Annotated in this window: 22 protein-coding genes; 14 read left to right on the top strand and 8 right to left on the bottom strand. The window is 68.0% G+C overall.

The features are described 5' to 3' along the window. Positions 1-60 precede the first annotated feature (60 nt). From NX02_RS33375 to NX02_RS24190, 3 genes are all read left to right on the top strand, one after another. On the top strand, positions 61-1533 hold the full coding sequence (locus NX02_RS33375) for a flavin-containing monooxygenase (protein WP_025294743.1): 1473 nt from the start codon (positions 61-63) through the stop codon (positions 1531-1533). Between the two features lie 41 nt (positions 1534-1574). Next, entirely contained in the window at positions 1575-2012 is a 438-nt protein-coding gene (locus NX02_RS24195) for an HIT family protein (protein ID WP_025294742.1), read from the top strand. A gap of 133 nt (positions 2013-2145) precedes the next feature. After that, positions 2146-4245 (top strand): RelA/SpoT family protein, encoded by a 2100-nt coding sequence (locus NX02_RS24190; protein WP_025294741.1) that lies wholly within the window; start codon positions 2146-2148, stop codon positions 4243-4245. 20 nt (positions 4246-4265) lie between these two features. Here NX02_RS24190 and NX02_RS24185 read toward each other — a convergent pair whose 3' ends face one another. Further along, complete coding sequence (locus NX02_RS24185) at positions 4266-4685, bottom strand: VOC family protein (RefSeq protein ID WP_039996814.1); 420 nt, start codon at positions 4683-4685, stop codon at positions 4266-4268. Positions 4686-4688: 3 nt separating this feature from the next. After that, positions 4689-5756: a DUF3616 domain-containing protein gene (locus tag NX02_RS24180; RefSeq protein ID WP_025294739.1), complete on the bottom strand. Its 1068-nt coding sequence runs from the start codon at positions 5754-5756 to the stop codon at positions 4689-4691. 127 nt (positions 5757-5883) lie between these two features. Between NX02_RS24180 and NX02_RS24175 the strand changes: the two genes are divergently transcribed. From NX02_RS24175 to NX02_RS24165, 3 genes are read left to right on the top strand one after another with little or no spacing between them, the layout of a single operon-like run. Further along, positions 5884-6666: an ImuA family protein gene (locus NX02_RS24175; RefSeq protein ID WP_025294738.1), complete on the top strand. Its 783-nt coding sequence runs from the start codon at positions 5884-5886 to the stop codon at positions 6664-6666. Beyond that, the gene (locus tag NX02_RS24170; RefSeq protein WP_039996813.1) at positions 6569-8149 is read left to right on the top strand and encodes a Y-family DNA polymerase; all 1581 of its coding nucleotides are present in this window, start codon (positions 6569-6571) and stop codon (positions 8147-8149) included. Before NX02_RS24175 ends, NX02_RS24170 begins: the two co-directional genes overlap by 98 nt. After that, positions 8146-11592 (top strand): error-prone DNA polymerase, encoded by a 3447-nt coding sequence (locus NX02_RS24165; RefSeq protein WP_025294736.1) that lies wholly within the window; start codon positions 8146-8148, stop codon positions 11590-11592. Before NX02_RS24170 ends, NX02_RS24165 begins: the two co-directional genes overlap by 4 nt. 22 nt (positions 11593-11614) lie before the next feature. On the opposite strand, the gene NX02_RS34035 is transcribed toward NX02_RS24165, so the two are convergent. Continuing rightward, entirely contained in the window at positions 11615-13105 is a 1491-nt protein-coding gene (locus tag NX02_RS34035) for a haloacid dehalogenase-like hydrolase (RefSeq protein ID WP_025294735.1), read from the bottom strand. A gap of 195 nt (positions 13106-13300) precedes the next feature. On the opposite strand from NX02_RS34035, the gene NX02_RS24155 reads away from it, so the two are divergent. The 3 genes from NX02_RS24155 (at position 13301) to NX02_RS24145 (ending at position 15914) form a co-directional block, all read left to right on the top strand. Beyond that, the gene (locus NX02_RS24155) at positions 13301-14428 is read left to right on the top strand and encodes a CDP-alcohol phosphatidyltransferase family protein (protein WP_025294734.1); all 1128 of its coding nucleotides are present in this window, start codon (positions 13301-13303) and stop codon (positions 14426-14428) included. Positions 14429-14500: 72 nt separating this feature from the next. Beyond that, the gene (locus NX02_RS24150; protein ID WP_025294733.1) at positions 14501-15250 is read left to right on the top strand and encodes a phosphocholine cytidylyltransferase family protein; all 750 of its coding nucleotides are present in this window, start codon (positions 14501-14503) and stop codon (positions 15248-15250) included. Between the two features lie 160 nt (positions 15251-15410). Then, positions 15411-15914: a winged helix-turn-helix transcriptional regulator gene (locus tag NX02_RS24145; protein WP_025294732.1), complete on the top strand. Its 504-nt coding sequence runs from the start codon at positions 15411-15413 to the stop codon at positions 15912-15914. On the opposite strand, the gene NX02_RS24140 is transcribed toward NX02_RS24145, so the two are convergent. From NX02_RS24140 to NX02_RS24120, 5 genes are all read right to left on the bottom strand, one after another. After that, the gene (locus NX02_RS24140; protein WP_245648693.1) at positions 15895-17223 is read right to left on the bottom strand and encodes a PepSY-associated TM helix domain-containing protein; all 1329 of its coding nucleotides are present in this window, start codon (positions 17221-17223) and stop codon (positions 15895-15897) included. The two genes, NX02_RS24145 and NX02_RS24140, sit on opposite strands and share 20 nt — an antisense overlap. Next, positions 17210-19240 carry a TonB-dependent receptor family protein gene (locus tag NX02_RS24135; RefSeq protein WP_025294730.1) on the bottom strand — a complete coding sequence of 677 codons (2031 nt, stop codon included), beginning with the start codon at positions 19238-19240 and terminating at the stop codon, positions 17210-17212. The genes NX02_RS24140 and NX02_RS24135 overlap by 14 nt, the downstream gene beginning before the upstream one ends. 54 nt (positions 19241-19294) lie before the next feature. Beyond that, complete coding sequence (locus NX02_RS24130; RefSeq protein ID WP_025294729.1) at positions 19295-19708, bottom strand: hypothetical protein; 414 nt, start codon at positions 19706-19708, stop codon at positions 19295-19297. A 76-nt stretch (positions 19709-19784) separates the two neighbouring features. Further along, a complete protein-coding gene (gene rpoZ / locus NX02_RS24125; RefSeq protein WP_025294728.1) occupies positions 19785-20129 on the bottom strand; it encodes a DNA-directed RNA polymerase subunit omega in 345 nt (114 codons plus the stop codon). 84 nt (positions 20130-20213) lie between these two features. Then, entirely contained in the window at positions 20214-21302 is a 1089-nt protein-coding gene (locus NX02_RS24120) for a DUF3667 domain-containing protein (protein ID WP_025294727.1), read from the bottom strand. 65 nt (positions 21303-21367) lie between these two features. Between NX02_RS24120 and NX02_RS24115 the strand changes: the two genes are divergently transcribed. The 5 genes from NX02_RS24115 to rsfS are packed head-to-tail and all read left to right on the top strand — an operon-like array spanning position 21368 to position 24287. Then, positions 21368-22639 carry a glutamate-5-semialdehyde dehydrogenase gene (locus NX02_RS24115; protein WP_025294726.1) on the top strand — a complete coding sequence of 424 codons (1272 nt, stop codon included), beginning with the start codon at positions 21368-21370 and terminating at the stop codon, positions 22637-22639. A gap of 45 nt (positions 22640-22684) precedes the next feature. Then, positions 22685-22948, top strand: a complete 264-nt coding sequence (locus NX02_RS24110; protein WP_025294725.1) for a CopG family ribbon-helix-helix protein — start codon at positions 22685-22687, stop codon at positions 22946-22948. Next, positions 22945-23235 (top strand): type II toxin-antitoxin system RelE/ParE family toxin, encoded by a 291-nt coding sequence (locus NX02_RS24105; RefSeq protein ID WP_025294724.1) that lies wholly within the window; start codon positions 22945-22947, stop codon positions 23233-23235. The genes NX02_RS24110 and NX02_RS24105 overlap by 4 nt, the downstream gene beginning before the upstream one ends. Beyond that, a complete protein-coding gene (locus NX02_RS24100) occupies positions 23232-23864 on the top strand; it encodes a nicotinate-nucleotide adenylyltransferase (RefSeq protein ID WP_025294723.1) in 633 nt (210 codons plus the stop codon). The genes NX02_RS24105 and NX02_RS24100 overlap by 4 nt, the downstream gene beginning before the upstream one ends. A gap of 21 nt (positions 23865-23885) precedes the next feature. Then, positions 23886-24287: a ribosome silencing factor gene (gene rsfS / locus NX02_RS24095; RefSeq protein WP_025294722.1), complete on the top strand. Its 402-nt coding sequence runs from the start codon at positions 23886-23888 to the stop codon at positions 24285-24287. Positions 24288-24303: the final 16 nt, after the last annotated feature.

Here is a 24303-nt window from a genome sequence, read left to right as displayed (position 1 = left end):
GATTGCGGTGGTAGCCGGAGCGGGCTTTGCCCCGCCCGCCGCGCGCATTATGCCGATGGCATGAGCGAGCATGTCGATGTGATCGTGGTCGGCGCCGGGCTTTCGGGCATCGGCGTCGGCTGCCATCTCAAGATGCTCTGCCCCGATCACGGTTTCCTGATCCTCGAGGCGCGCGACCGGATCGGCGGCACCTGGGATCTGTTCCGCTACCCCGGCATCCGATCGGATTCGGACATGTTCACGCTCGGCTATGGCTTCCGGCCGTGGACGCGCGAGGATGCGATCGCGCCGGGCGGGACGATCCTCGCCTATCTCGAGGAAACCGCCAGCGAACGCGGTGTCGATGCGCATATCCGCTATCGCCACCGCGTCGTATCCGCCGACTGGTCGAGCGCGGAGGCGCGCTGGACGGTGCTGGTCGATCGCGACGGCGAAACGATCCGCTTCACCTGCAACTTCCTGTCGATGTGCGCGGGCTATTACGACTATGCGCGCGGCCATGCGCCGGCGTTCGAGGGCATGGAGCGCTTCGCCGGCCGGATCGTCCATCCGCAGTTCTGGACCGACGATATCGACTATGCCGGCAAGCGCGTCGCGGTGATCGGCAGCGGTGCCACCGCGGTGACGCTGGTGCCCGAAATGGCGAAGCAGGCCGCGCATGTGACGATGGTGCAGCGCTCCCCCACCTATGTCGCCGCGCTGCCCAGCCGCGATCCGTGGCAGGGCTGGGCGCGGCGCCTGCTGCCCGCCGGCCTCGCCTTCCGGCTGATCCGCTGGCGCAACCTGCTGATGCGCCTCTATGTCGTCCGGCTTTCCAGGTTGCACCCTGAGAAAGTGAAGACGCATCTTGTCGAGATGGCGCACAAGGCCTTGGGGGCGGACTATGACGTCGCGACCCATTTCACCCCGAATTACGATCCTTGGACGCAGCGCCTGTGCCTCGCGCCCGATGGCGATCTGTTCGCCGCGATCCGCAGCGGCAGCGCCTCGGTGGTCACCGACCGGATCGAGCGGTTCGACGAGCGCGGCCTGGTGCTCGCCTCGGGCGGTCGCGTGGATGCCGATCTGGTGGTGACCGCGACCGGGCTCGAGATCCGGCTGCTCGGCGGCGCCGCGATCGCCATCGACGGCAAGAGCTTCGATCCCGCGGGGGCCATCGCCTACAAGGGGATGATGTTCGCCGGGGTTCCCAACCTGGCGATCGTCTTCGGCTATGCCAGCAACTCCTGGACGCTGAAGGCGGATCTGTCCGCCGCCTATATCTGCCGGTTGCTCCGCACGATGCGCCGCCGCCGGCTGCGGCAGGCGACGCCGCGCATGCCCGGGGATGTCTCGAGCGAGCCCTTCCTGCCGCTCAGTTCGGGCTATGTGCAGCGCGCGGCAGACCGGATGCCGGCGCAAGGGTCGCGGCGGCCGTGGAAGGTCCACCAGAATTATCTGCGCGATCTGCTGACGATGCGCTTCGGATCGGTCGACGAGGCGATGGATTTCTCCAATTCCGAACCCCCAAGGGCACTTGCGCCCGCGGCGTGAGTTGGGGATCGGACAGCGGGCACAGCGAGACGAGGCAAGCCATGAACGACACCATCCGCCGGTTCGGCCATCCCGAAACGCTGGTCGCCGAAACCGACCATTGGGTGATCCTGCTGCGGCCCGACCAGCCGACGCTCGGCAGCCTCGTGCTCGCCGCCAAATCGGATGCGGAAGCTTTTTCGGACCTGCCGGATGCGGCCTTCGCCGACCTCGCGGTGGCGACGCGGGGGATCGAAGCGATGCTCCGCGCCGCGGTGGGCTATGCCAAGATCAACTATCTGATGCTGATGATGGTCGACCGCCACGTCCATTATCATGTGATCCCGCGGTACGAGGGCGAACGCGCGGCGGCGGGCATCGCCGTGCCCGATCGGGGCTGGCCGAAGGCGCCCGCGCTGGGCGAGGCGGTGTCGCTCGACCCCGCCGGCATCGCGGCGCTGGTCGGGCTGCTGAAGGGGCACTGGCCAGCCAAAGGCTGATCCGGCGAGGGCGCCCCTCGGGTGCGCCCGTGATGCAAGCGCACCACAGTCGTAACGGCAATTGCCGCCGATCGGCTTCTGGCGCTGCAATCACCGGTTGCAAACACTTGGCCCCAAGCCCCAGATTGGGGGCGTGCTGAGACAGTATGAACTTGTGGAACGGGTCAAGGCCTATGATCCCGACGCCGACGAGGCGTTGATCAATCGCGCCTATGTGTTCTCGATGCAGAAACATGGCACGCAGAAGCGCGCCTCGGGCGATCCCTATTACAGCCACCCGATCGAGGTGGCGGGCATCCTCACCGACCTCCATCTCGACGACGAGACGATCGCCACCGCGATCCTCCACGACACGATCGAGGACACGCTGACCACGCAGGAGGAGATCGAGGCGAAGTTCGGCGCCAATGTCGCGCGGATGGTGGATGGCGTCACCAAGCTCTCCAAGATCGAGGCGCAGACCGAGAGCGAGCGCGCCGCGGAGAATCTGCGCAAGTTCCTGCTGGCGATGTCGGGTGACATCCGCGTGCTGCTGGTGAAGCTTGCGGACCGGCTGCACAACATGCGCACCCTCCATTTCATCTCCAACGAGGCGAAGCGCCGGCGCATCGCCAAGGAGACGATGGACATCTATGCGCCGCTCGCCGAGCGGATCGGCATGTATGAGTTTATGAAGGAGATGCAGACGCTCTCCTTCCAGCATCTCGAACCCGAAGCCTATGAATCGATCTCGAAGCGGCTGGAGCAACTCCAGGCGGGCGGCGGCGATCGCATCGCGCGGATCGGATCGGGGCTGAAGCTGCTGCTTTCCCGCGCCGGGCTCGATGTCGATGTCACGGGCCGCGAGAAGCACCCCTATTCGATCTGGAAGAAGATGGCGGAACGCCACATCAGCTTCGAACAGCTTTCGGACGTGATGGCGTTTCGGGTGATCGTGCCGACGGTGGAGGATTGCTACCGCGCGCTCGGCGTGATCCACCGGCGCTGGCCGATGGTGCCCGGCCGCTTCAAGGATTACATCTCGACGCCCAAGCGCAACGGCTACAAGTCGCTGCACACCAGCGTGATCCATAATGAGAATATGCGGATCGAGATCCAGATCCGAACGCAGGAGATGCACGCGCAGGCCGAGTTCGGGCTGGCGGCGCATTGGGCCTACAAGCAGGGCGCCGCGACCGCGACGCCGGATACGCAGGCCGGCTGGATCCGTGACCTCGTCGAAATCCTCGACAATGCCGACAGCCCGGAAGAGCTGCTCGAGCACACCCGCATGGCGATGTACCAGGATCGGATCTTCGCCTTCACCCCCAAGGGGGAACTCTACCAGCTCCCCAAGGGCGCGACGACGGTCGACTTCGCCTATGCCGTCCACACCAACCTCGGCAACCAGGCGGTGGGCGCCAAGGTCAATGGCCGGGTGGTGCCGCTGCGCACGGTGATCGACAATGGCGATCAGGTGGAGATCCTGAAGTCCAAGGCGCAGGAGCCAGAGCCCGGCTGGCTGAACTTCGTCATCACCGGCAAGGCGCGCGCGGCGATCCGTCGCTATGTGCGCCAGAAGGAGCGCGGCGAGACGATCGCGCTCGGGCGCAAATTCTATGACGAACTGGTCAAGCGCCTCCCCGCGCAATTGGGGCAGGATGCGATGACGCAGGCACTGAAACGCCTCAAGCTGCCCGACGAGGCGGCGATGATGGAGGCGGTCGGCCGCCAGTCGTTCAGCGACGCGCAGGTGCTGGAGGCGCTGATGCCGGGATCGACCGGCAGCGACCTCGACAACCCCGCGCCGCCGCCGCAGCGCGAGGCGATCTCGATCAAGGGGCTGACGCCGGGGGTGGCCTTCGCCCTCGCCGAATGCTGCCACCCGGTTCCGGGCGACCGCATCGTCGGGCTGCGTCGTCCCAACGAGCCGGTGCTCGTCCACGCGATCGATTGCCCGCGGCTTTCGGACGGCACCGATGCGGACTGGGTGGATCTGGCCTGGGGCAGCAAGACCGAGGGCGGCACCGCGCGGCTGTCGGTGATCGTCAAGAACGAGCCCGGCTCGCTCGCGGTGATGGCTGGCATCCTCGGCGCGCACAAGGCCAACATTCTCAACATCCAGCTCACCCACCGCGACACCGCGTTCCACACCAACCAGGTGGATATCGAGGTTCATGACGTGCAGCATCTGATGCGCATCCTCGCGGCGCTGCGCGCGGCGGATGTGATCAGCTCGGCGGAGCGGGTGTAGGGCGGACGTCCGCCGCCTGCTCAGCCCTCGCGGAAGACGGCTTCGATATTGTTGCCATCGGGATCGAGCACGAACGCCGCATAATATGCTGCAGGATAGCCGCCCTCACGCAGGCCCGGCCGCCCGTTGTCGATGCCCCCGGCGGCGATCGCGGCACGGTGGAAGGCGTCGACCTCGGCGTGGCTGATCGCGCGGAATGCGGTGTGCTGCCGCACGCCGTGCGGATGGAAGATGTCGATCCAGAACACCGGATAGGTGCTGCCATAGCCGACACCGCCGATCGCGGCGTCGACGTCCGTTGCGGGCGCCCGCTCGGGCGTGATGCGCATCAGCGGACGCATGCCCAGGGTGGCGAGCGCGGCATCGTAGAACCTGATCGACCGATCGATGTCGGCCACGCCGATGCCGCTATGATCGATATGCCAATTGTCGCTGGCCATGGCTCAGCCCGGCAGCCTGAACAGGTCCGCCACGATCGTGCGGTGCTCGGGATCCACGCGATCCGCGCCGGGACTGTCGTTGAGCACGAGGATGTGGCGCAGGCCGTTCGTGTCCGCATCCCACAGCGCGAGGCCTTCGGGATGGTCGGTGCCGCGGCCGAAGGGCAGCTCGACGATGCGCTCCGGCCGGTGCAGCCGCACCTTGTGCGCATCGCGCGGCGGATCCTTGGCCCAATCCTTCCAGCGATAGAGCGCGCAGGGGCCGCTGAGCCCGGTGGTGGGGCCGGCGAGGATCAGCAGATCGTCGTCGCAGCGCTTGAGGTCCCGGATGCCGAGGCCTTCCATCGCCAGCAGCCGGTTGAACGGCGTACCCACGATCGCCAGCCGGCCCGAGGGCTTCACCGTGAAGCGGAACTCGACGAGCAGCGCATGGGTGGCGATCACCGGCCCGCGCATGCCGATGGCGATGCGATCGCCGCACACCGCGATACCCTCCACATCGACGCCGCCTTCCTTGGCGGGCACCCTTGTGAAAGGTGCGATCAGCGGATCCTTGCGAAGCGCCTTCGCCAGCGCATTGCCATGCTTGGTCTGGCGCAGCATGCCCGCGCGGCGATCACCGTCGCGCGCCACCGGGACATGGCCGTCGCCGCGCTCCACCATCGGCACGCGCGCGAGCAGGCAGCGCGGCCGCGTGTCCTTGAGGTCGGCAAGCCGGTCGAGGTCGATGCAGGCATCCGCCTCCTTCTCGGGCTTGCGCCGCGTGCGGGCATGGCTGCCGACCAGCCACAGCCAGCCGTCGTCGACCGCGAGCCCTTCGAGATCGGCTTCCTCCTCCTTCCATTCGAGGGGGAGCAAGGTGTCGAGGTGGCAGGATCCGTCTTCCTGCCAGAGACCATCGCGCAGCAGGAAGCGGTTGAGGATCGCATCCTCGTCCGACGCGACGAACATGGTGTCGCCGACGCGGGTGCCGGCGGAGACGTTGGTCAATATGTCGTGATGCTGGTCGCCGAAGCGCAGTTCGATGCGCGCGACGGGCTTGTCGGGTTTGGGCCATCCGCGCGTCGCCATCCGATCCTCCACTGATTGTCTTCGAAGGCTCGCGTGCGCAGCGATGGATTGCAAGCGCCAAGGCGAATCGGGTTGACAGGCGAACGTGCAGGGAGGATTTTAAGAACGTAATAGGAACATAAAGTGAGTGAGTCGTCTTCCGCACCTTTGCAGCCTCGAGGCCCGAATCGCCCGTCTCGCCGCGCCCCCGCAGCAACGGGGCGCTGCCGGAGTCTTTGCGACCGGCCATGCGGCGCTCGATCGGAGCCTGGGTGGCGGCCTCGCGCAAGGGGCCGTGCATGAGCTGTTCGCGGGCAGTGCGGAGGATGCCGGCAGCGCTGCGGGCTTCGCACTGGCGCTGGCGTGGCAGGCGCATCGCGACCGGCGGCTGATGTGGCTGCGCAGCGATGCCGCCGAACGGCGGACAGGGCAGGTCTATGCGCCGGGGCTGATGGAACTGGGGCTCGATCCCGCCCGATTGATCCTCGGCCGCATGCCCGACGAGGTGGCGCTGCTGCGCGCTGCGACCGACGCGTTGCGTTGCGCTGCGCTGGGCGCGGTGGTGATCGAATGTCCGGGCAGGATGCGCGCGCTGGATCTCACCGCGAGCCGGCGCCTGGCGTTGGCCGCGCGGGGGAGCGGGGTGACGGCGCTGCTGCTGCGCAGCGATGCGGATCCGGTGCCGAGCGCTGCGGAAACACGCTGGGCGGTCTCCGCCGCGGCTTCCGCGGCGCTGGAGGCGCAGGCGCCCGGGGCGCCGCGCTTCGCGGTCGAATTGTTGCGTCGCCGGTCCGGGCCGGCCGGCATCCGGTGGTGCATGGAGTGGGATCGTAATGCCTGTGTCTTCCGCGAAGCGGCTGCAGCCGAGGCGTTGCCTGGCGCTGTGGTTTCCCTTCCTGAGCGCCGACCGGCTCAGCCTGTGTCGGCCTGAGCAGCGCGCCGGGACGCTCGGCCTGCCCTTCGCCTTCGTCGAGAAGGTGAAGGGGGGCTTGCGGCTTGCGGCGCTCGACGCGCAGGCGCTGTCGCTCGGGCTCGGTCCAGGCATGACCCTGGCGGATGCGCGTGCGCGCGTGCCTGAACTGGCTGCCTTCGATCATGATCCGCATGCCGATCAGGACTGGCTGGAGCGGCTGGCCGATGGCTGCCTGCGCTACACGCCGCTGGTCGCGCTCGACGAGCATGACGGGCTGACGCTCGACGTCACCGGCTGCGCGCATCTGTTCGGTGGAGAAGCGGCGCTGGCCGAGGATATCGTCCGGCGGCTCGATCGCAGCGGCATCGTCGTGCGCCATGGCTATGCCGCCTCGCCCGATGCCGCGCAGGCGCTGGCGCGCTGGCAGACCCGCGCTGCGCCGGACGAGGCGGAGGCGGTGCGCGCGCTGCCCGTGGCGGCGCTACGCATCGACGAAGACAGCATCACGGCGCTCAAGCGCGCCGGCCTCAAGACGGTGGGCGAAGTGCTGCGCCGGCCGATGGCGACGATCGCCGCGCGCTTCGGCGCCGATGCGGTTGATGCGCTGCGCCGGTTGAGCGGCGAATCGCAAAGCCCGCTCAAGCCCCGCCGTGCGATGCCCGCGCTCGGCTTCGAGAAGCGTTTCGCCGAGCCGCTGGGGAGCACTGCCCATGCGCTCGCGGTGCTGCGCGCGCTCGCCGGCGATGCCGCGCAGGCGCTGGAGGAACGGCGCGAGGGCGGCCGCGGCTTCGTCGCCACCTTCTTCCGTTCGGACGGACTGACCCGCTCGCTGTTCGTGCAGAGTGGGCTGCCGACGCGCGATCCGGCGGCGATCATGCGGCTGTTCAACGAGCGCGTCGATTCGCTGAGCGATCCGATCGATCCCGGCTTCGGCTTCGACATGATCGCTTTCGCGGTGCCCGAGGTCGAACCGCTCGCCTCGGGCCAGCTCAAGCTCGAAGGCGGGGAGAGCGCGTCGGCGGAGGTGGATGCGCTGGTCGATCGGCTGACCGTGCGCCATGGCCGCGCCCGCCTCGTCCGGCTGGTGCCCGCCGACACGCATATCCCCGAACAGGCCCAGCTGCCGCTGCCCGCTGCCGAGGCCGACACGCCGGCCTCGTGGCCGCAGGGCGAAGCGGATGAGCCGCCGTTGCGCCCGATCCATCTGTTCGATCCGCCGCAGCGGATCGAGGCGGTGCTCTCCGAAGTGCCCGATGGTCCGCCGATGCGTTTCCGCTGGCGTCGCGCGCTGCACGAGATCCGCCGCTTCGAGGGGCCGGAACGGATCGCCTCCGAATGGTGGCGCCGCAAGGATGGGCATGAGCCGGGCAAGGGCGGGCTGACCCGCGATTATTACCGCGTCGAGGATGCGCGCGGCCGGCGGCTCTGGGTGTTCCGCCACGGGCTGGTCGGCAGCGAGCGCGACAATCCGGACTGGTACGTCCACGGCCTGTTCGCATGACCGCCGCCGCCTATGCCGAACTGGCGGCGGCCTCGCACTTTTCCTTCCTGCGTGGTGCCTCCCACCCATCCGACATGGTGGCGCAGGCGATCGCGCTCGGGCTGGCGGGCATCGGCATCGCCGATCGCAATACCGTGGCGGGTGTCGTCCGCGCGCATGTCGCGCTGGACCGGCCCCGCCAACAGGCGCGCGATGCCTATAGCGCGATGAAGAAGGACAAGGGGCTGGACCCGGCGCTGACGGATGCGGAGCGCGAGACCGTAGACGGTCCCTTCCGGCTGGTGGTCGGCGCGCGGCTGGTCTTCGTGGATGGCACGCCGGACATCATCGCCTATCCGCGCAATCGCCATGGCTGGGGCCGGCTCACCCGTTTGCTCACCACCGGCAACCTCCGCGCGGAGAAGGGAGACTGCATCCTCGAGTTCGCCGATCTGCTGGCCTATCTGCAGGATCTGCTGCTGATCGTGCTGCCGGCCTCCACCGCCGAGCCGCAGCGCCCGCGCCGCAACATGGTGGACTATGACGGGATCGCGCCGGCAGCCCCCGATGCCGAAAAGCGGCTGGTGCTGGTGCCGCCCACCGTGCCGCCCTCGCTCGAAGGCATATTGCACCGCCTCGTGCGCGAGGCACCGGGGCGGGTGTGGCTGGGCGTGACGATGCTGCGCCAGGGCGACGATCGCCGCCGGCTCGCGCGGTTGATGCGGATCGGCGCTGCCGCGGGCGTGCCGCTGATCGCGCTCAACGAAGCCTTTTTTGCCGGGCCCAACCAGCGCCCCCTGCACGATGTGCTGTGCTGCGTCCGCGTGGGCACGACGATCGTCGACGCCGGCCGCCGGCTCGATGCCAATGCCGAGCGGCATCTGAAGCCGCCGGGCGAGATGCTGCGGCTGTTCGCCGATTGCCGGCAGGCGGTGACGGAGACGATCGACTTCCTCGCCCGGATCGCGTTCAGCCTAGACCAGCTCTCCTACGAATATCCGCACGAGCCGGTGCCGGCGCGTTACACGCCGGTCGGCTGGCTCGCGCGGCTGACGGTGAAGGAGGCGCGCAAGCGCTATGGCAGCCGCACCATCCCCGAAAAAGTGCGGCGCAACCTGCTGGAGGAATTGGCCTTCATCCGCGAGCACAACTTTGCCTTTTATTTCCTGACGGTGCACGACATCGTCGCCTTTGCGCGGGCGCAGGAGCCGCCGATCCTGTGCCAGGGACGCGGCTCGGCCGCCAATTCCACCGTCTGCTTCCTGCTCGGCGTCACCTCGGTCGATCCGCTGTACAATGACCTGCTGTTCTCGCGCTTCATCTCCGCGGATCGCGGCGAGCCGCCCGACATCGATGTCGATTTCGAGCATGAACGGCGCGAGGAGGTGATGCAGTACATCTACCGGCGCTATGGCCGCCATCGCGCCGCGATCGCCTCCACCGTCATCCACTATCGCCCGCGTAGCGCGGTGCGCGATGTCGGCAAGGCGCTCGGCCTGTCGGAGGATGTGATCACCCGGCTTTCGGGCACGGTGTGGGGCAGTTTTTCGAGCGAGCTCGAGGAAAAGCGCGTGTCCGAGGCCGGGTTCGCGCTCGACAATCCCGAGATCGCCCGGGTGCAGGCGATCGTCGGCCAGCTTCTCGCGACACCCTTTCCGCGCCACCTCTCGCAGCATGTCGGCGGCTTCGTGCTGACGCAGGACCGGCTCGACGAGACGGTGCCGCTGCACAATGCGGCGATGGACGCCCGCAGCTTCATCGAATGGGACAAGGACGATATCGACGACCTCAAGCTGATGAAGGTCGATGTGCTCGCGCTCGGCATGCTCACCTGCATCCGCAAGGCGTTCGACCTGATGCGCGACCATGGCCTCGGCGAGCATACGCTGGAGGTCGATCTGATGGCCGAGGACGACAATGTCTACGCCATGCTTCGGAAGGGCGACAGCATCGGCGTGTTCCAGGTCGAGAGCCGCGCGCAGATCAATATGTTGCCACGGCTGCGGCCGAAGGAATTATACGATCTCGTCATCCAGGTCGCCATCGTTCGCCCCGGCCCGATCCAGGGTGACATGGTGCATCCCTATCTGCGGCGCCGGAACGGGCAGGAGGATCATAGGCTGCCGTCGCCGGGGCCGGGCTACAACCAGAACGAACTGAAGGAGATACTGGGGAAGACGCTGGGCGTGCCGCTGTTCCAGGAACAGGCGATGAACCTCGCGATCACCGCCGCCGAGTTCACCCCTGCCGAGGCCAACCAGCTCCGCCGCGCAATGGCCACCTTCCGCAATCTCGGCAATATGAACGACTTCCGCGAGAAGCTGGTCGGCGGCATGGTTCGCCGCGGGTATGAGCGCGACTTCGCCGAGCGCTGCTATCGCCAGATCGAGGGGTTCGGCAGCTATGGCTTTCCCGAGAGCCATGCGCTGTCCTTCGCGCGGCTGGTCTATGTCTCCTCATGGATCAAGCATTATCACCCGGCGGTGTTCGCCTGCGCGCTGCTCAATTCGCAGCCGATGGGCTTCTACGCACCGGCGCAGCTCGTTCGCGATGCGCGCGAGCATGATGTCGAGGTGCGGCCGATCGACGTGTCTTACAGCGTCTGGGACAACAGCCTCGAACGGCGCGACGATGGCAGCCTCGCGCTGCGCCTCGGCTTTCGTCAGGTCGATGGCTTTCGCGAGGACTGGGCGAATCGCATCGCCGATGCGCGCGCCGTCGACGCCTTCGTCTCGATCGAGGATGTGGCACGCCGTGCCGGGCTGCCGGAACGCGGGCTGCGGCTGATCGCGGATGCCGATGCCTGCCGCTCGCTGGGGGCGGACCGGCGCGCAGCGCTGTGGGAGGCGCGGCGCACGCCTGCGGCGCAACTGCCCCTGTTCGCCGCCGCCGATGCGCATGAACTCGGCACCGAGCCCGACGCGCAACTGCCGGAGATGCCGCTCGGCGAACAGGTCGCCGCCGACTATCAGATGACGCGGCTGTCGCTGAAGGCGCACCCGATGCACTTCCTGCGCGATCTGTTCCGCGGCGAGGGCGTGCTGTCGTGCCAGCAGACGTCGAACGCCAGGGACGGCCGCCGCGTCCGCACCGCCGGCATCGTCCTCGTCCGCCAGCGGCCGGGGGAGGGCAATGCGATCTTCGTGACTCTGGAGGATGAGACCGGCATCACCAACGCGCTGATCTGGGCGCGGCTGTTCGAGCGCTATCGCCGCCCGATCATGGCCTCACGCCTGATGCTGATCGAGGGTCAGGTTCAGCGCAGCACCGAGGGGGTGGTCCACCTGATGGCGACCCGCATCGCCGATCGCACCGCGGAACTCGATCGCCTGTCCGAAACCGAGGATCTGCGCCCCCAGCTGCTGCGCGCCGACGAGGTGCTGCACCCGCAACCTCCCCGCGCGCCGATGCACCGGCATCCGCGCAACGTGCGGCTGCTGCCGAAGTCGCGGGACTTTCATTGAATGCATGCGCCGAGCCAACCTCTCAACGCCACTCCAGAACCGGCCAGCCCTTCTGCTTCGCCAGTTTCCGCAGCTTGCGCGACGGGTTCACCGCGAACTGCTCGTCCGCCCATTCGAAGGTCGGCCGGTCGGAGGCGTGGTCGGAGAAGAAGCGGACGTGCAGGTCGGAGCGGCGCAGGCCCAGCGTCTCGACATATGTCTCCAGCATCTCGCGCTTGGCCGGGCCGTAGCAATTATCGCCCGCGATCTCGGGCAGCAGCCGGTCACCGTCCCAGGTCGAGCCCGTCGCGATGATGTCGTCGACGCCGAGCACCGCACCCAGCGCCTCCGCATAATAGCGGTTGGCAGCGGTCGCGAGGACGATGCGGCGGCCGGCCGCGCGCTCCTCGGCGATGCGCGCACGGCCCGCCGCGAGCAGGCCGTTGCCGTCGAGCTTCGCGGCGAAGCTCTGCGCCAGCCGGTCGACGTCGGCTCGCGAAACCGCACCTCCGAGCAGCATGCGGTGCTGGAATTCCTTGGTCCGCCGGCGCGAGACGAGTTTCAGCGCATGGCCGATCATCACCGCCGCCACCACCGGCGCGGTCAGCAGCCGCCAGGGCGCCAGTCCCTGTGCGAAATGGATCAGCAGCGGCGTGTAGGTGGGGTGGCGCGTCAGCGTCTTGTCGAGGTCGAACACCGAGATGCCGGCCAGCTTCGCCTGCGCCGCCGCGACCGATGCCGGCGCATCGCCGCCCTGGCGTGTCGCCAATATGCCCTCCACCTGCCGATGGTCGCTGAGCTTGTCGACGTCGATCGCTGCCTCGGGCTGGGGCAGCGGCACCAGTCGCGCCGTCATTCCCATATTGCGCCCGACGCGCGCGATCGCATCTGCCAGCCCGATCGTGCGCGTGATCGCGCGCAGCGCCAGCACCGGCCCGAAATGCAGGAACAGCTTCACCGCCTGCTTGCGGTCCGCCTCCGCGCTGCGCCAGAGCGCGAGCGCGGGGCGGACGCGATCGCTGCCCAGCGCGAACAGGTTGGCGCCGGACCAGGCGCCATCGCCGAAACGCAGCCAGGTGCGCTTCGAATCGGGATAGGCAGCAAGCAATGTGCGGCTTTCGACCATGCCGACGGCAAGGTCGGCGCCCGCCACGCCCGCAATGAAACCCTCGACGATCGCGGGGGTCAGCAGCGGATGGTCGGCAGTGGTGACAAGGATCGGGAAGGGGGCGACGTCGCTGCCCGCGACCGCGTCGATGCTCGCCGAGATGCCGGCGCCGCCCTCGGCCATCCGCACGCGCGGATTGGCGCGAAGCGCCAGAAAGTCTTCCGAGCGCAGCCCCTCGGGATCCTGCGTCAGCACCACGACGTCGCCGATCGAGGGGCAGGCGAGCAAGGTCTCGACGACATAGGCGATCATCGGCCGCCCGAGCACGGGCACTTCCGCCTTTGCGACGCCGCCAAAGGCGCGCGCCAGCGGGTCGATGCCGGGGCGCTGCCCCGCGAGCAGGATCGCCGTCCAGGTCATCGGCATCGTCTCACCGCGTTGTCGCCATTCCTCATGCGAAGGGCCGCTATTGCGGCATTGCGGCAGGTATGTGGCCTTGCGCCATGCAGGTTCAACCCGATGCTCCTTCTGTCGCTAGACGATTGCAGGCAATGCAGGCCATGAATATGACGCCGCGATGACGCGGAACCATAGGCGCAACAGCCGCGGGAGCTTGCCCGCATGACGAACGAATCGCCGACGGTCACCCCCGTCGGCAGCAACCAGACCCCGATCTGGGGGATGACCGTGCCCGAGCGCACGCGGCGTATTGCCGCGATGCACAAATTGTCGTTCGCGGACGAGGTGCCCGCCTGCGGTACGGCGCTGCTCGTCAACGCGGCGCATGTGTTCGATCCCGCGTGGTTGAAGATCATGGCGAAGCGCCCGGGCGAGGCGCTGACGTTGGGCGGCGTGCCAGTGATCGCGTATTGCCGCGATGCTGCGCAATGCGCGCTGGCGATGGCAGCGATGCAGGCGGAAACGGCGTTGGCGCCCGAAGCCGGCTTTATCATCACCGCGCATGAGGATGCGGCGGGGATGGTCAATGAGGAACTGCGCAAGCGCGAGCAGCCCTTCGCATTGCGGCTGACGCAGGAGACGCTCGGCGCGGCCGAGCGGGCGAGCTATTTCGGCGCCTACAAGGGCGTCACCGATCTGCTGACCAAATATCTGTGGCCCGAATGGGCGCTGGTGCTGACGCGGATCTGCGCGAAGCTGGGCATCACGCCCAATATGGTGACAATCACGGGCATGACGTTGTGCGTCGTTGCGACGATCCTGTTCTGGTATGGCCACTATTGGGCGGGCATGGCCGCCGGGCTGGTGTTCATGGTGCTGGATACGGTGGACGGCAAGCTGGCGCGCTGCACCATCACCGCCTCGCCCTGGGGCCATATCCTCGATCATGGCGTCGATCTGATCCATCCGCCCTTCTGGTGGTATGCATGGGGTGTCGGCCTCGCCGCCTATGGCCGGCCGCTTTCGGATGCGACCTTCGCCTGGGTGATGATCGTGATCATGGCCGGCTATGTCGTGCAGCGGCTGATCGAGGGTGCCTTCATCAAATGGTTCGGCGGCATCCACATCCATGTGTGGAAGAAGATCGACAGCGATTTCCGGCTGATCACCGCGCGCCGCAACCCCAATATGGTGATCCTGTTCTTCGCGACGCTGGCGGGCCGCCCCGATACCGGGCTGGTGCTGGTGGCGTGGTGGACGGGCCTCTCCTGCCTGTTCCACCTCGTCCGGCTCGCGCAGGCAGCCGCCGACAGCGCACGCGGCGTCGCGGTGCGGTCCTGGCTCGGCTGATCCGGGGTTGCCATCATTTCGCCATCTGAACGGGGCTAGGGCAGGCATGTCTCAGACTGGAATGGGCAGATCATGACCATCGAACGCGCCGTCATCCTCAGCGCCGGCAAGGGCTCGCGCCTCTATCCGCACACGGAAGAGCGGCCGAAATGCCTGCTCGACCTGTCCGGGCGCACCCTGCTCGAATGGCAGCTCGACGCGTTGGCGGAAAATGGCGTGCGCGACGTGGCGGTGGTGACCGGCTTCGGTCACGATCATGTCGCCGAGGTGATCGCCCGCCGCGGCACCGCCAAGGGCGGGATCGAACTGATCTTCAACCCCTTCTATCAGGTCGCCGACAACACCGGTTCGGTCTGGCTGGCGCGCGGCCGCTGGGATCGGGATACGCTGCTGCTCAATGGCGATACGCTGGTCTCGCCCGAACTGATCGCGGCGGTGCTGGCCAATGACGTGCCGATCTCGGTCACCGTCGACCGCAAGGACGCGTATGACGCGGACGACATGAAGGTGCTGCGAGAGGATGGGCGGCTGTTGCGCATCGGCAAGGCGCTCACCGAATGCAACGCGGAGTCGATCGGCCTGCTCGCCTTCCGCGGCGCGGGCCGCGCCGCGTTCGTCGAGGCGGTGGAGCGGGTGATGGCTTCCCCCGATGGCGTGCGCGTCTGGTATCTGAGCGTGATCGATGCGCTCGCCGCCGGCACCGTCATCGGCACCACCGACATTCACGGGCATCGCTGGCAGGAAGTCGATTATCCCGCCGATCTCGATGCCGCGCGCGCGCTGACCGCGGCGTGGACGGTGGAGGATTGGGCGCGGCGCTGATCCGCGACGACGCCTATACGCTTGCGAAACGCGGCGAGACCAAACCGATTTGGATACAAGGGAGGCAATCGGGCCACACCTCGCCCGGGATCGACGCTGCATCCGCCGATTCGCTTTGTCGCAAGTTGTCGCACGCGGCGGGGGGCGATAAGGCCGGGGCATGGGCAAGCTGAACGAGCCGCTCGCGGCGCTCCTCAAGAATTGCAGCCTTCCTCTGGCGTTGGAGGCGATGGGGGAACGCTGGTCGTTCATGATCCTGCGGGCCTCGTTCAACGGCCTCAAGCATTTCGAGGAGTTCCAGCAGACGCTGGGCATCGCCCGCAACATCCTCGCCAACCGGCTCGGGCGCCTGGTCGATCATGGCATCCTCGTGCGCGTGCCGATGGAGCAGGATCGCCGCAAGGTGGAATATCGGCTGACCGACAAGGGCGCCGCGCTGCTGCCGACGCTGGTCGCGCTGCGCCAATGGGGCGAAACCTACGGCCCGGGCTCGCGCCTGAACGCGGTGCTGGTCGACCAGCGCGACCGGCGGCCGATCCAGCCGGTGCGCGTGTTCGCCGAGGATGGCCGCCCGCTCGTGCTCGACGATATGATGTGGATCGGCCGTGACGAGCTCGATCAGGATGCGGTGCCGGCGCGGCCGATCAAGGCCGCGAACGGCTGAACCTTCCGGCGATGAATTCGCCGATCAGTGCCGCAATCATCGTCGCGCCGGTCAGCGGGAACAGGGCGCCGACCGCCACCATCATCGCTGCCACGATTCGGGCGCTGTGCCGGTCCGGCACCGGCGGTGCGCGCAGTTGCCCGCCCGATCGCCGTTTCCAACACAGCACCGGCGCGCTGAGTGCCAGCGCGAGTGTTCCAAGGCAGCCGGCGAGCATGATCAGCCGGTTGATCTCGCCATATTGCTGGCCCTGATGGACGGCGATGCCCCATTCGATCGCCTGCGCGCCCTTGCCGAAATCGGCGTAGCGGGCATCCTGCAGCACCCGGCCGTCGGCGGCGTCGATATAGAGCGCGCGGGCGTCGTCGGCGCGCCGGATCGTCCGCGAGATCATATAGGGTGCGCCCGGCGCGGCAGGCAAGCTCATGGTCCACGGCGGCAGGAGGCCATGGGCGGTGGCGATCGCGGCGGCCCGCGCGGCGCCGATGTCCGATCCGCCATGCCTCATGCGTCCGGCCGGGGCCGGCGCTGCCTGCCGGGACCAGGGCAGGGTCTCGCGGCCGTGCCCGCCATGCCCCGCCTGCAGTTCCCACGGCGCGGGGCCGGGGGCTGGCGGGCGGCCCAGGCCGTTCGATGCGACGATCGCCTGCACCGTTCGCCCCCATCGACCCGACCAAGGCATGCCGGTGAGCGCAAGGAACAGCAGCACCAGCCCGACGAGCGCACCGGCTGAAGCGTGGAAGTCTCGCCAGAACCGGCGCTCGCGCGGTTTCCCGCGCAGCGCCAGTGCCCGGTTGGGGCTGCGTGGCCACCACAGATAGAAGCCGCTCAGGACCAGCAGGATCGCCCAGCCCGCAGCGATCTCGACCAGCGCATTGCCGATCGATCCGGTGATGACCAGGCTGTGGAGGTCGCGAACCTGTTTCATCGCGCCGCCCGGCGGCACACTGCCCTTCACCTTCCCGTCCGCCGGATCGACGAAGGCGGTGCGGCGGCTGCCATCGCCCAGCACGACGGTGGCCTGCCAGCTCTCCCGCTTACTGGCCGGCAGCATGAGTTGCGTCACCCGTCCGTCGAGCTGCCGCTCGACCGCGGCGATAACCGCATCGATCGGCAGCGGCGGCCGCTCGGGTGCGGCCTGCAGCCACGCCCGGTAAAGCAGGCGTTCGATCTCCGGCTTGTAGAGATAAAGCGCGCCGGTCACCGCCAGCCAGACGAGCAACGGCAGCACCGCGAGGCCGGCGTAGAAGTGCCAGCGCCAGACGGCACGATAGAAACGGCCGGTTGCCGCACCGTCAGAACGTCGCACGGACGCCGCCATAGATTGCGCGGCGCTCGACCGGATAATAGATCGCCGCGGCATCGGTCGCGGTGACCACCGCCGAGATATCGCCGATCGCTTTCCTGCCCGTGAGGTTGCGCGCATCGACGAACAGGCGGATGCCGTCGCGGATCACCGCTTCGGCGCCCAGCCCGATCAGCGTATAGCCGGGGGTACGGCTGGAATTGACATAGTCCGCCCACGCGCCCTGCGGCAGCCATTCCACATTCGGGGTCAAGGCGATCCGCTCGGTGCCGAGGCGAAGCTCGGCGCGATAGAGGTGGCGGGGGATCACCGGCAGGCGGTTGTCGCCATAGACGGGATCGTCGCGGAACCGGAAATCGTTGAGCTGATAGACTTGCCGCAGCCGCGCGAAGCGGGCGAGGTGGAGCGTCAGCCCGGCCTCTACGCCCTGGTGACGGGTGCGGCCGGCGTTGAAGGTTGCGGCGGGGATCGGCGGCACCATCGTCGCATCCGGCGTATATTGCAGCATCTCGCCGCGAATGTCGGCGCGATAGAGCGCCACGTCCCATGCGGCGATGCCGATGCGGCCGCGCGTGCCGATCTCCGCCGTCCAGGCGCGCTGCGGATCGAGATCGACGAAGCCGGTGAGCCCGCCGACCTGCGTCTGCGCCAGTTCGGAATAGCCGGGCAGCTCGATCGAGCGGCTGTAATTGGCGAACAGCTGCACGTCCCGGCTTGCGGACGACCAGATCAGCCCCAGCTTGGGGGCGAAGCGATCGAAGCTGGCTGACCCCGAGAGGGCGGGGTTGGTCCGGTTGACGATGCTGCGCCGGCCATGGGTGTGGATGCCGCCGGCGATCAGGCCCAGTCCGGCGACCGGCGTGATCCGCACCTCGCCATAGCTGTCGATGGTCTGCGCTTCCTGCCGCGCGCGCTGCGTGGGCGCGCCGCGCTCGCCGGCGATATTGACGAACTGGCGCGCATCGACATGGCCGAAACGCAGGGTGCTGCCCAATGTCAGCGCCACCGGCATGCCGGCGACCATGCCCTCGTGGCCGATGCGGGCATAGCCGCCATAGTCGAAGGATTTCTGGTCGATGACCTGGAAGATCGGATGGAAGAGTTGCTTGGCGTTGGCGAACAGCCCGCCTTCGATCCGCGTCGCGCCGAGGTCGATCGTCGTGCGGTTCTGCAGCCGGATCGAATCGATGTCGCGTTCCTGGTCCATCGCGATGTTGCCGGCGAGCGCGAGCCGCGGCGTGCTCAGCGCCTGCGCGCGGGTGAGCGCGCCGGGCAGATCCTGGTCGATATGGCTGAGCGTCGCATAGAAGCGCGTCTCGATGCCGTCGGTCAGCCGCAGACCGACATTGCCATTGAAGCGCAGCGAGTCCCGGCGGGCGTGCATGCGGTCACCGTCGCCGCGATCGGTGGTCAGCGCGAACCAGGCGTCGCCCCGCGCATCGGCAAAGCCGGCGGCCGCCTTGGCACGGACCGTATCGAAACTGCCGCCGTCGATGCGGAGTTCATAACCCGGCGCGGTCCGCCCGGTCGGCGTCACCGCGTTGATCGCGCCGCCCAGGGTCGATCCGCCGAACTGCAGCGCATTGGCGCCGCGATAGACCTCGATATGCTGGAATGCGGCGGGATCGAGTTCCTGGAAGTCGCCATTATTGTCGGCGAGGTTGATCGGCACGCCATCCTGCAGCAGCGTCAGCCCGCGCATGTGGAAGCCGCGGCTGATGCCGGATCCGCGCACCGACAGCCGCACCTCCTGCCCGAAGCGGGGCTGCGCGTAGACGCCGGGGGAGAAAGCGAGCGCGTCGCGCAGCGAGACCGCGCTGCGGTTGGCGAAATCCCCGGCGGGAACCAGATCGACACCGCCGGGGCGGCGGCGAATCTCCGCCGCTGCGCTGTCGAGCGTCTGTTGGGCCGTGACGATGATCGGCTGCTCGTCGGCGCCGTCGTCGGCGTAGGCAGGCAGGGCGGTTAGCGCACATGCACCCAGCGAAGCGCCCGTCAGGGCGCGGCAGGAAAATCTCATGATCGGGACCTCGTGATCGTCGGACGCGGGGCGACGGCCCCGCACGCAGGCGGATCAGAGGAAGGCGGGTGGTCCGGTGGGCGGCGGCGGCGGTGCGGCGAGGCCGTGGCCGATCGCCACCACCTCATGGGCAAAGGCCGGCACGACGCCGTCGCCGCGGGCGAAGCGAAGGGGCGTATCGATCGGCGCCGCATCGAGCGCCGGTACGATCAGCCCGGCAAAGGCGCAGGGATGATCGGTCTTCGGTTCGGACTTGCCGGGCTTGCGATCGTGGATACGCCCGTCGCCGTCGACCCACGCCTCCATCTGTCCCTGGCCTGTGCACAGGGTGATGCGAATGAGGCCATCGGCGCCCGTGGACGGCATCCAGCCGGCGGGAATCGCGATGCGCAGCAGCAGCGCGCACGCCACCAGCAGCAGCGCGAGGGTGCCGCCCCTGGTCGTCCGAAAAAGCCAAAGCCCCCGCATGCTGCCGCGTGTGGCAGCGATGCGGAGGCTTAGCAATATGTCAAAGTATCAGACCGGCTTGAGCCGGTTCCGGCACTCAGCCGTCGTAGTCGGCGCCCAGATTCTGGTTGCGCGGCGGCGCGGCGGCGGTGAGCCGCAGCGCTTCCGCCGAGGCCGACAGCGAGCCGACTTCATCCGGCGTATCGTCGTCGTCGACCTGCACGCGCTGCAGCGAACTGACCACCGAATCGGACAGCTCGGCAGGATGGACGGTCTCTTCCGCGATCTCGCGAAGGGCCACGACCGGGTTTTTGTCGCGATCGCGATCGAGGGTCAGATCGGCGCCGCCCGAGATCTGCCGCGCGCGCTGCGCCGCGAACAGGACGAGGTCGAACCGGTTGGGAACTTTGTCGACACAATCTTCGACGGTGACGCGCGCCATCAGCGGCTCCAGACTCGTGAATGGATGGAAAGTCGGGCCGCTAGCAGCGAAACTGGTCAAATGTCAATGAAAAGGGGTGGGGGTTCAGCCCAGCAGCCCCATCCCGAGCAGCAGCAGCACGAAGATCAGCGCGGCGAGCAGGCAGAAGATGGTCAGCGCCACCGTCCGCCAGATCGCGCTGAAGCGGCGGAGAAGATAGGCGCCGCGGAGCTGGCGATAGATGTGGATCGGTGGGATCACCATGGCGGCCAGCTCGATCAGGTCGGTGGCGCGGCCGAGGCGCATCGCGATCGAGCCCACGAGCGTCAGCGCGATCGCCAACAGCGTCATGAACGACAGCGAATAGGTGACGAAGATCGCATGGTCGTAGATGTGGTGGCCGCGCCGCCACAGGAAGAGCAGCGCCAGGAACGGCACCGAGATCGGGATCAGCGCCCAGGAGAATTTATAGGCGCTCGACTGGATCTTGTAGAGCGTCAGGTTGGGATTCGCGGAGGCCTTGGCGATGCCCTTGTCGAGCTTTTTCCACCCCGTCCTGATGTTGAGCGACAAGGCGTCGCCGCTCTCGGTCATCCGGTCGCGCGAGGTGATGAGGGCGGCGCGAACATCCCTCAGTTGCCTTGCCTGCGCATCGATCGGAGCGACGGGCTTGCCGGTGCGATCGGCCTCGGCGCGTGCCGCCCGGTTGGCGGCGATCTCTGCATCCGCCGTCGCGATCTGGCGGGCGAACTCCGTCTCCGTGCGCGCCTCCGCCTCGGCATCGATCTCCGGCATATGCAGCCCGGCGCCCAGCGCGCTGATCACCGCGAACATCAGGAACACCGAGAACAGGAACAGCGCCAGCGGCGAAACGAAGCGCGCGCGCTCGCCGGCGATGTAGCGCCGGGTGAGTTCGCCGGGGCGCCACGCGAGCAGCGGCAGCGTGCGGAAGATCTTGCCCTCGAAATGGAACACGCCGTGTGCCAGCTCATGCCCGATCGCGCCGAGCGAACGGTGGATATGCGCCGCCTGGCCGCAGTTGTGGCAGTGCGGACCGAGCAACGTCGTGCCGCAGTTGAGGCACAGGCTGTGCGCGGCATGGCGCTCTTCCCCATGGCCATGCGCCTGCTCGACCGCGCACGCGGTGAGCGAGCCGGTGGCGAGATCGCCGACTGCTTCGATTTCCCCCGTCATTCGCGCTTTCCTATCAGCACCACTTTGCGGATGCGAGACGGGCCGTGCTTTGCTAGGCGGCGGCCATGGGTGGAATGACTGCAATCGAGACCGCGGAAGAGCTGATCGGGCGGATGGCGAAGGCGGCACGGCGTGCCGCGGCGGCGATGGCGCGGATCGGTGCCGCCGACAAGGCGGAGGCGCTGCGTGCCGCCGCGCAGGCGATTCGCGACCGGGCGCCGGATATCCTCGCCGCCAACGCCCGCGACTTGGATCGCGCGACCGCCGCCGGCCTGTCCTCCGCGATGCTCGATCGCCTGCGGCTGGACGAGGCGCGGCTGGCCTCGACCGCTGATGCGGTGGAGACGATCGCCGGGCTCGACGATGTCGTCGGCCGTGTCGTCGACGAGAGCCGCCGTCCCAACGGCATGGTGTTGCAGCGCGTGCGGGTGCCGCTGGGGGTGATCGCGATCATCTATGAGAGCCGCCCGAACGTGACCGCGGATGCCGGCGCGCTTTGCCTCAAGTCCGGCAATGCGGTGATCCTGCGCGGCGGATCGGAGGCAGTGGAGAGCAACCGCGCGATCCATGCGGCGATGGCGGGGGCGCTGGCCGCGCATGGTCTGCCGGCCGAGGCGATGCAGCTCGTCCCCTCCACCGATCGCGCCGCGGTCGGCGCGATGCTGCGCGCCCAGGGGCTGATCGACATGGTCGTCCCGCGCGGCGGCAAGTCGCTGGTGGCGCGCGTGCAGGATGAGGCGCGGGTACCGGTGCTCGCGCATCTCGACGGCATCAACCACATCTTCGTCCATGCCGGCGCCGACCCCGAAAAGGCGCGCGCGATCGTCGTCAACGCCAAGCTGCGCCGCACCGGGGTGTGCGGCGCGATGGAGACATTGCTGGTCGACCGCGCCTATCAGGGGGCGGCAGCGCTGGTCGAAGCGCTGGTCGCCGGCGGCTGCGAGGTGCGCGGCGATGCCGACGTCCAGGCGCTCGATCCACGGGTGCTCCCCGCCAGCGACGCGGATTGGGACACCGAATATCTCGAGGCGATCGTCTCGATCGCGCTGGTCGACGATCTCGACGCGGCACTGGCGCATATCGATGCGCACGGATCGCACCATACCGATGCGATCGTCACCGAGGATGTCGCGGTCGCCGACCGCTTCCTGGGCGAGGTCGACAGCGCGATCGTGATACACAACGCCTCCACCCAGTTCGCCGATGGCGGCGAATTCGGGCTGGGCGCCGAGATCGGCATCTCGACCGGCCGGCTCCACGCGCGCGGGCCCGTGGCGCTGGAGGGGCTCACCACCTACAAATGGCTGGTGCGCGGCACCGGGCAGACGCGGCCCTGATTGGGTGCCGTTGAAGCCTGCCGGGGGCGATGTTACGTTGTTGGCATGAATAACGCTGCGATCACCGTGAACCTCGACGCCGCCACATTGGCGTTGGTCGATGCTGCCGCCAAGGCGCGGGGCATAAGCCGCGAGGCGTTGGCAGCAGAGGCGATCCAGCGTTTTGTCGAGCGGGATGCAGAATTTGTCGCGTTCGTTCAGGAAGGCATCGACGACGCTGACAGCGGTAATCTGATCAGCCAGGAAGACATGGAATCCTGGTTTGCGGCGCGGAAGAACGACAGAGCGATCCGGGCTGCCGCTGAATGAGCCGAGCGCGGTGGACGCGCAAGGCTCAGCAGGATCTTGCGGCAATCGACGAATATTATGCGGACCTTTCTCCCGCTTGCGCGGATCGTGTGGGTGACGCGGCGATCGCGGCGGGCGGATTTCTCGCGCGCAATCCTTTCGCTGGACCCCAGATCGAAGGAATGAACGCGCGCACATGGCGCGTCGGGCAGGCGCCCTATCTTCTGGTCTATCGGCCTGACGCCGATGGCGTGAGCATTCTTCGCATCGTTCATGGTTCGACCGACTGGCAGGGCATGCCGATTTGATCCTCACCGGTCTTCTCGGCGGTTCGTTCAATCCCGCGCATGGCGGCCATCGCGCCATCAGCCTGTTCGCGCGCGATGCGCTGGGGCTGGACGAGGTGTGGTGGCTGGTGTCGCCGGGCAATCCGCTGAAGCCCGCGGAGGGCATGGCGCCGCTTGCCGCGCGGCTGCGCGCCGCGCAGAAAATGGCGCGGCCGGGGCCGATCCGTCCGACCGCGATCGAGGCGCGGCTCGGCACGCGCTACACCATCGATACGCTGACGGAACTCGTCCGCCGCTACCCGAATCGGCGGTTCGTCTGGCTGATGGGGCAGGATAATCTCGCCCAATTCCCCCGCTGGCGCGACTGGCGGAAGATCGCACGGCTTGTGCCGATTGCCGTAATCGTCCGTCCGGGTTATGATGACCCGTCTCGCGCGGTGACCGCGATGGGATGGTTGCGGCGCTTCGTCCGCCCCGCGACCCGCGCAGAACACTGGACGAAATGGAGACCGCCGGCGCTCGTGCTGCTGCGCTTTCGCCCCGATCCAAGGTCAGCAACCCGTCTGCGTGACGCAGACCCCCACTGGTATCGCCGTTTTTCCGGTCGACCGGCGCCGCATGATGCGGTGGTCCGCAGACCCGTCGGCTGACGCCTTTTCCAAGGAACCCCATTGCCCGCTTCCACCACCGCAACCAGGGACGACGCCACTGCCGCCGACGACCGGGTGGCCGCCCTTCACACCCTGATCCTCCAGTCGCTCGACGATGATCAGGCGCTCGATACGGTGTCGATCCCGCTTCACGGCAAGAGCAGCATCGCTGACCATATGGTCATCGCGAGCGGCCGCTCGACGCGTCAGGTGGCCTCGATGGCGCAGAAACTGGCCGAACGGATCAAGAGCGATTTCGGTCGCAATCCGCGCGTCGAGGGCCTGCCGACCGCCGACTGGGTGCTGATCGACGCCGGCGACGTGATCGTCCACCTGTTCCGACCGGAAGTGCGCAGCTTCTACAATCTGGAACGGATGTGGGCGTTCGGCGAAGCGCCGACGCCGCCCGCTCCCGCCGCCTGACGCCCGCGCTGGCGCG

The sequence above is a fragment of the Sphingomonas sanxanigenens DSM 19645 = NX02 genome (assembly GCF_000512205.2).
Lineage (GTDB): Bacteria > Pseudomonadota > Alphaproteobacteria > Sphingomonadales > Sphingomonadaceae > Sphingomonas_D > Sphingomonas_D sanxanigenens.
The sequence above is the reverse complement of the archived record's forward strand: the minus strand, read 5'-3'. Positions and strand labels throughout refer to the sequence as shown.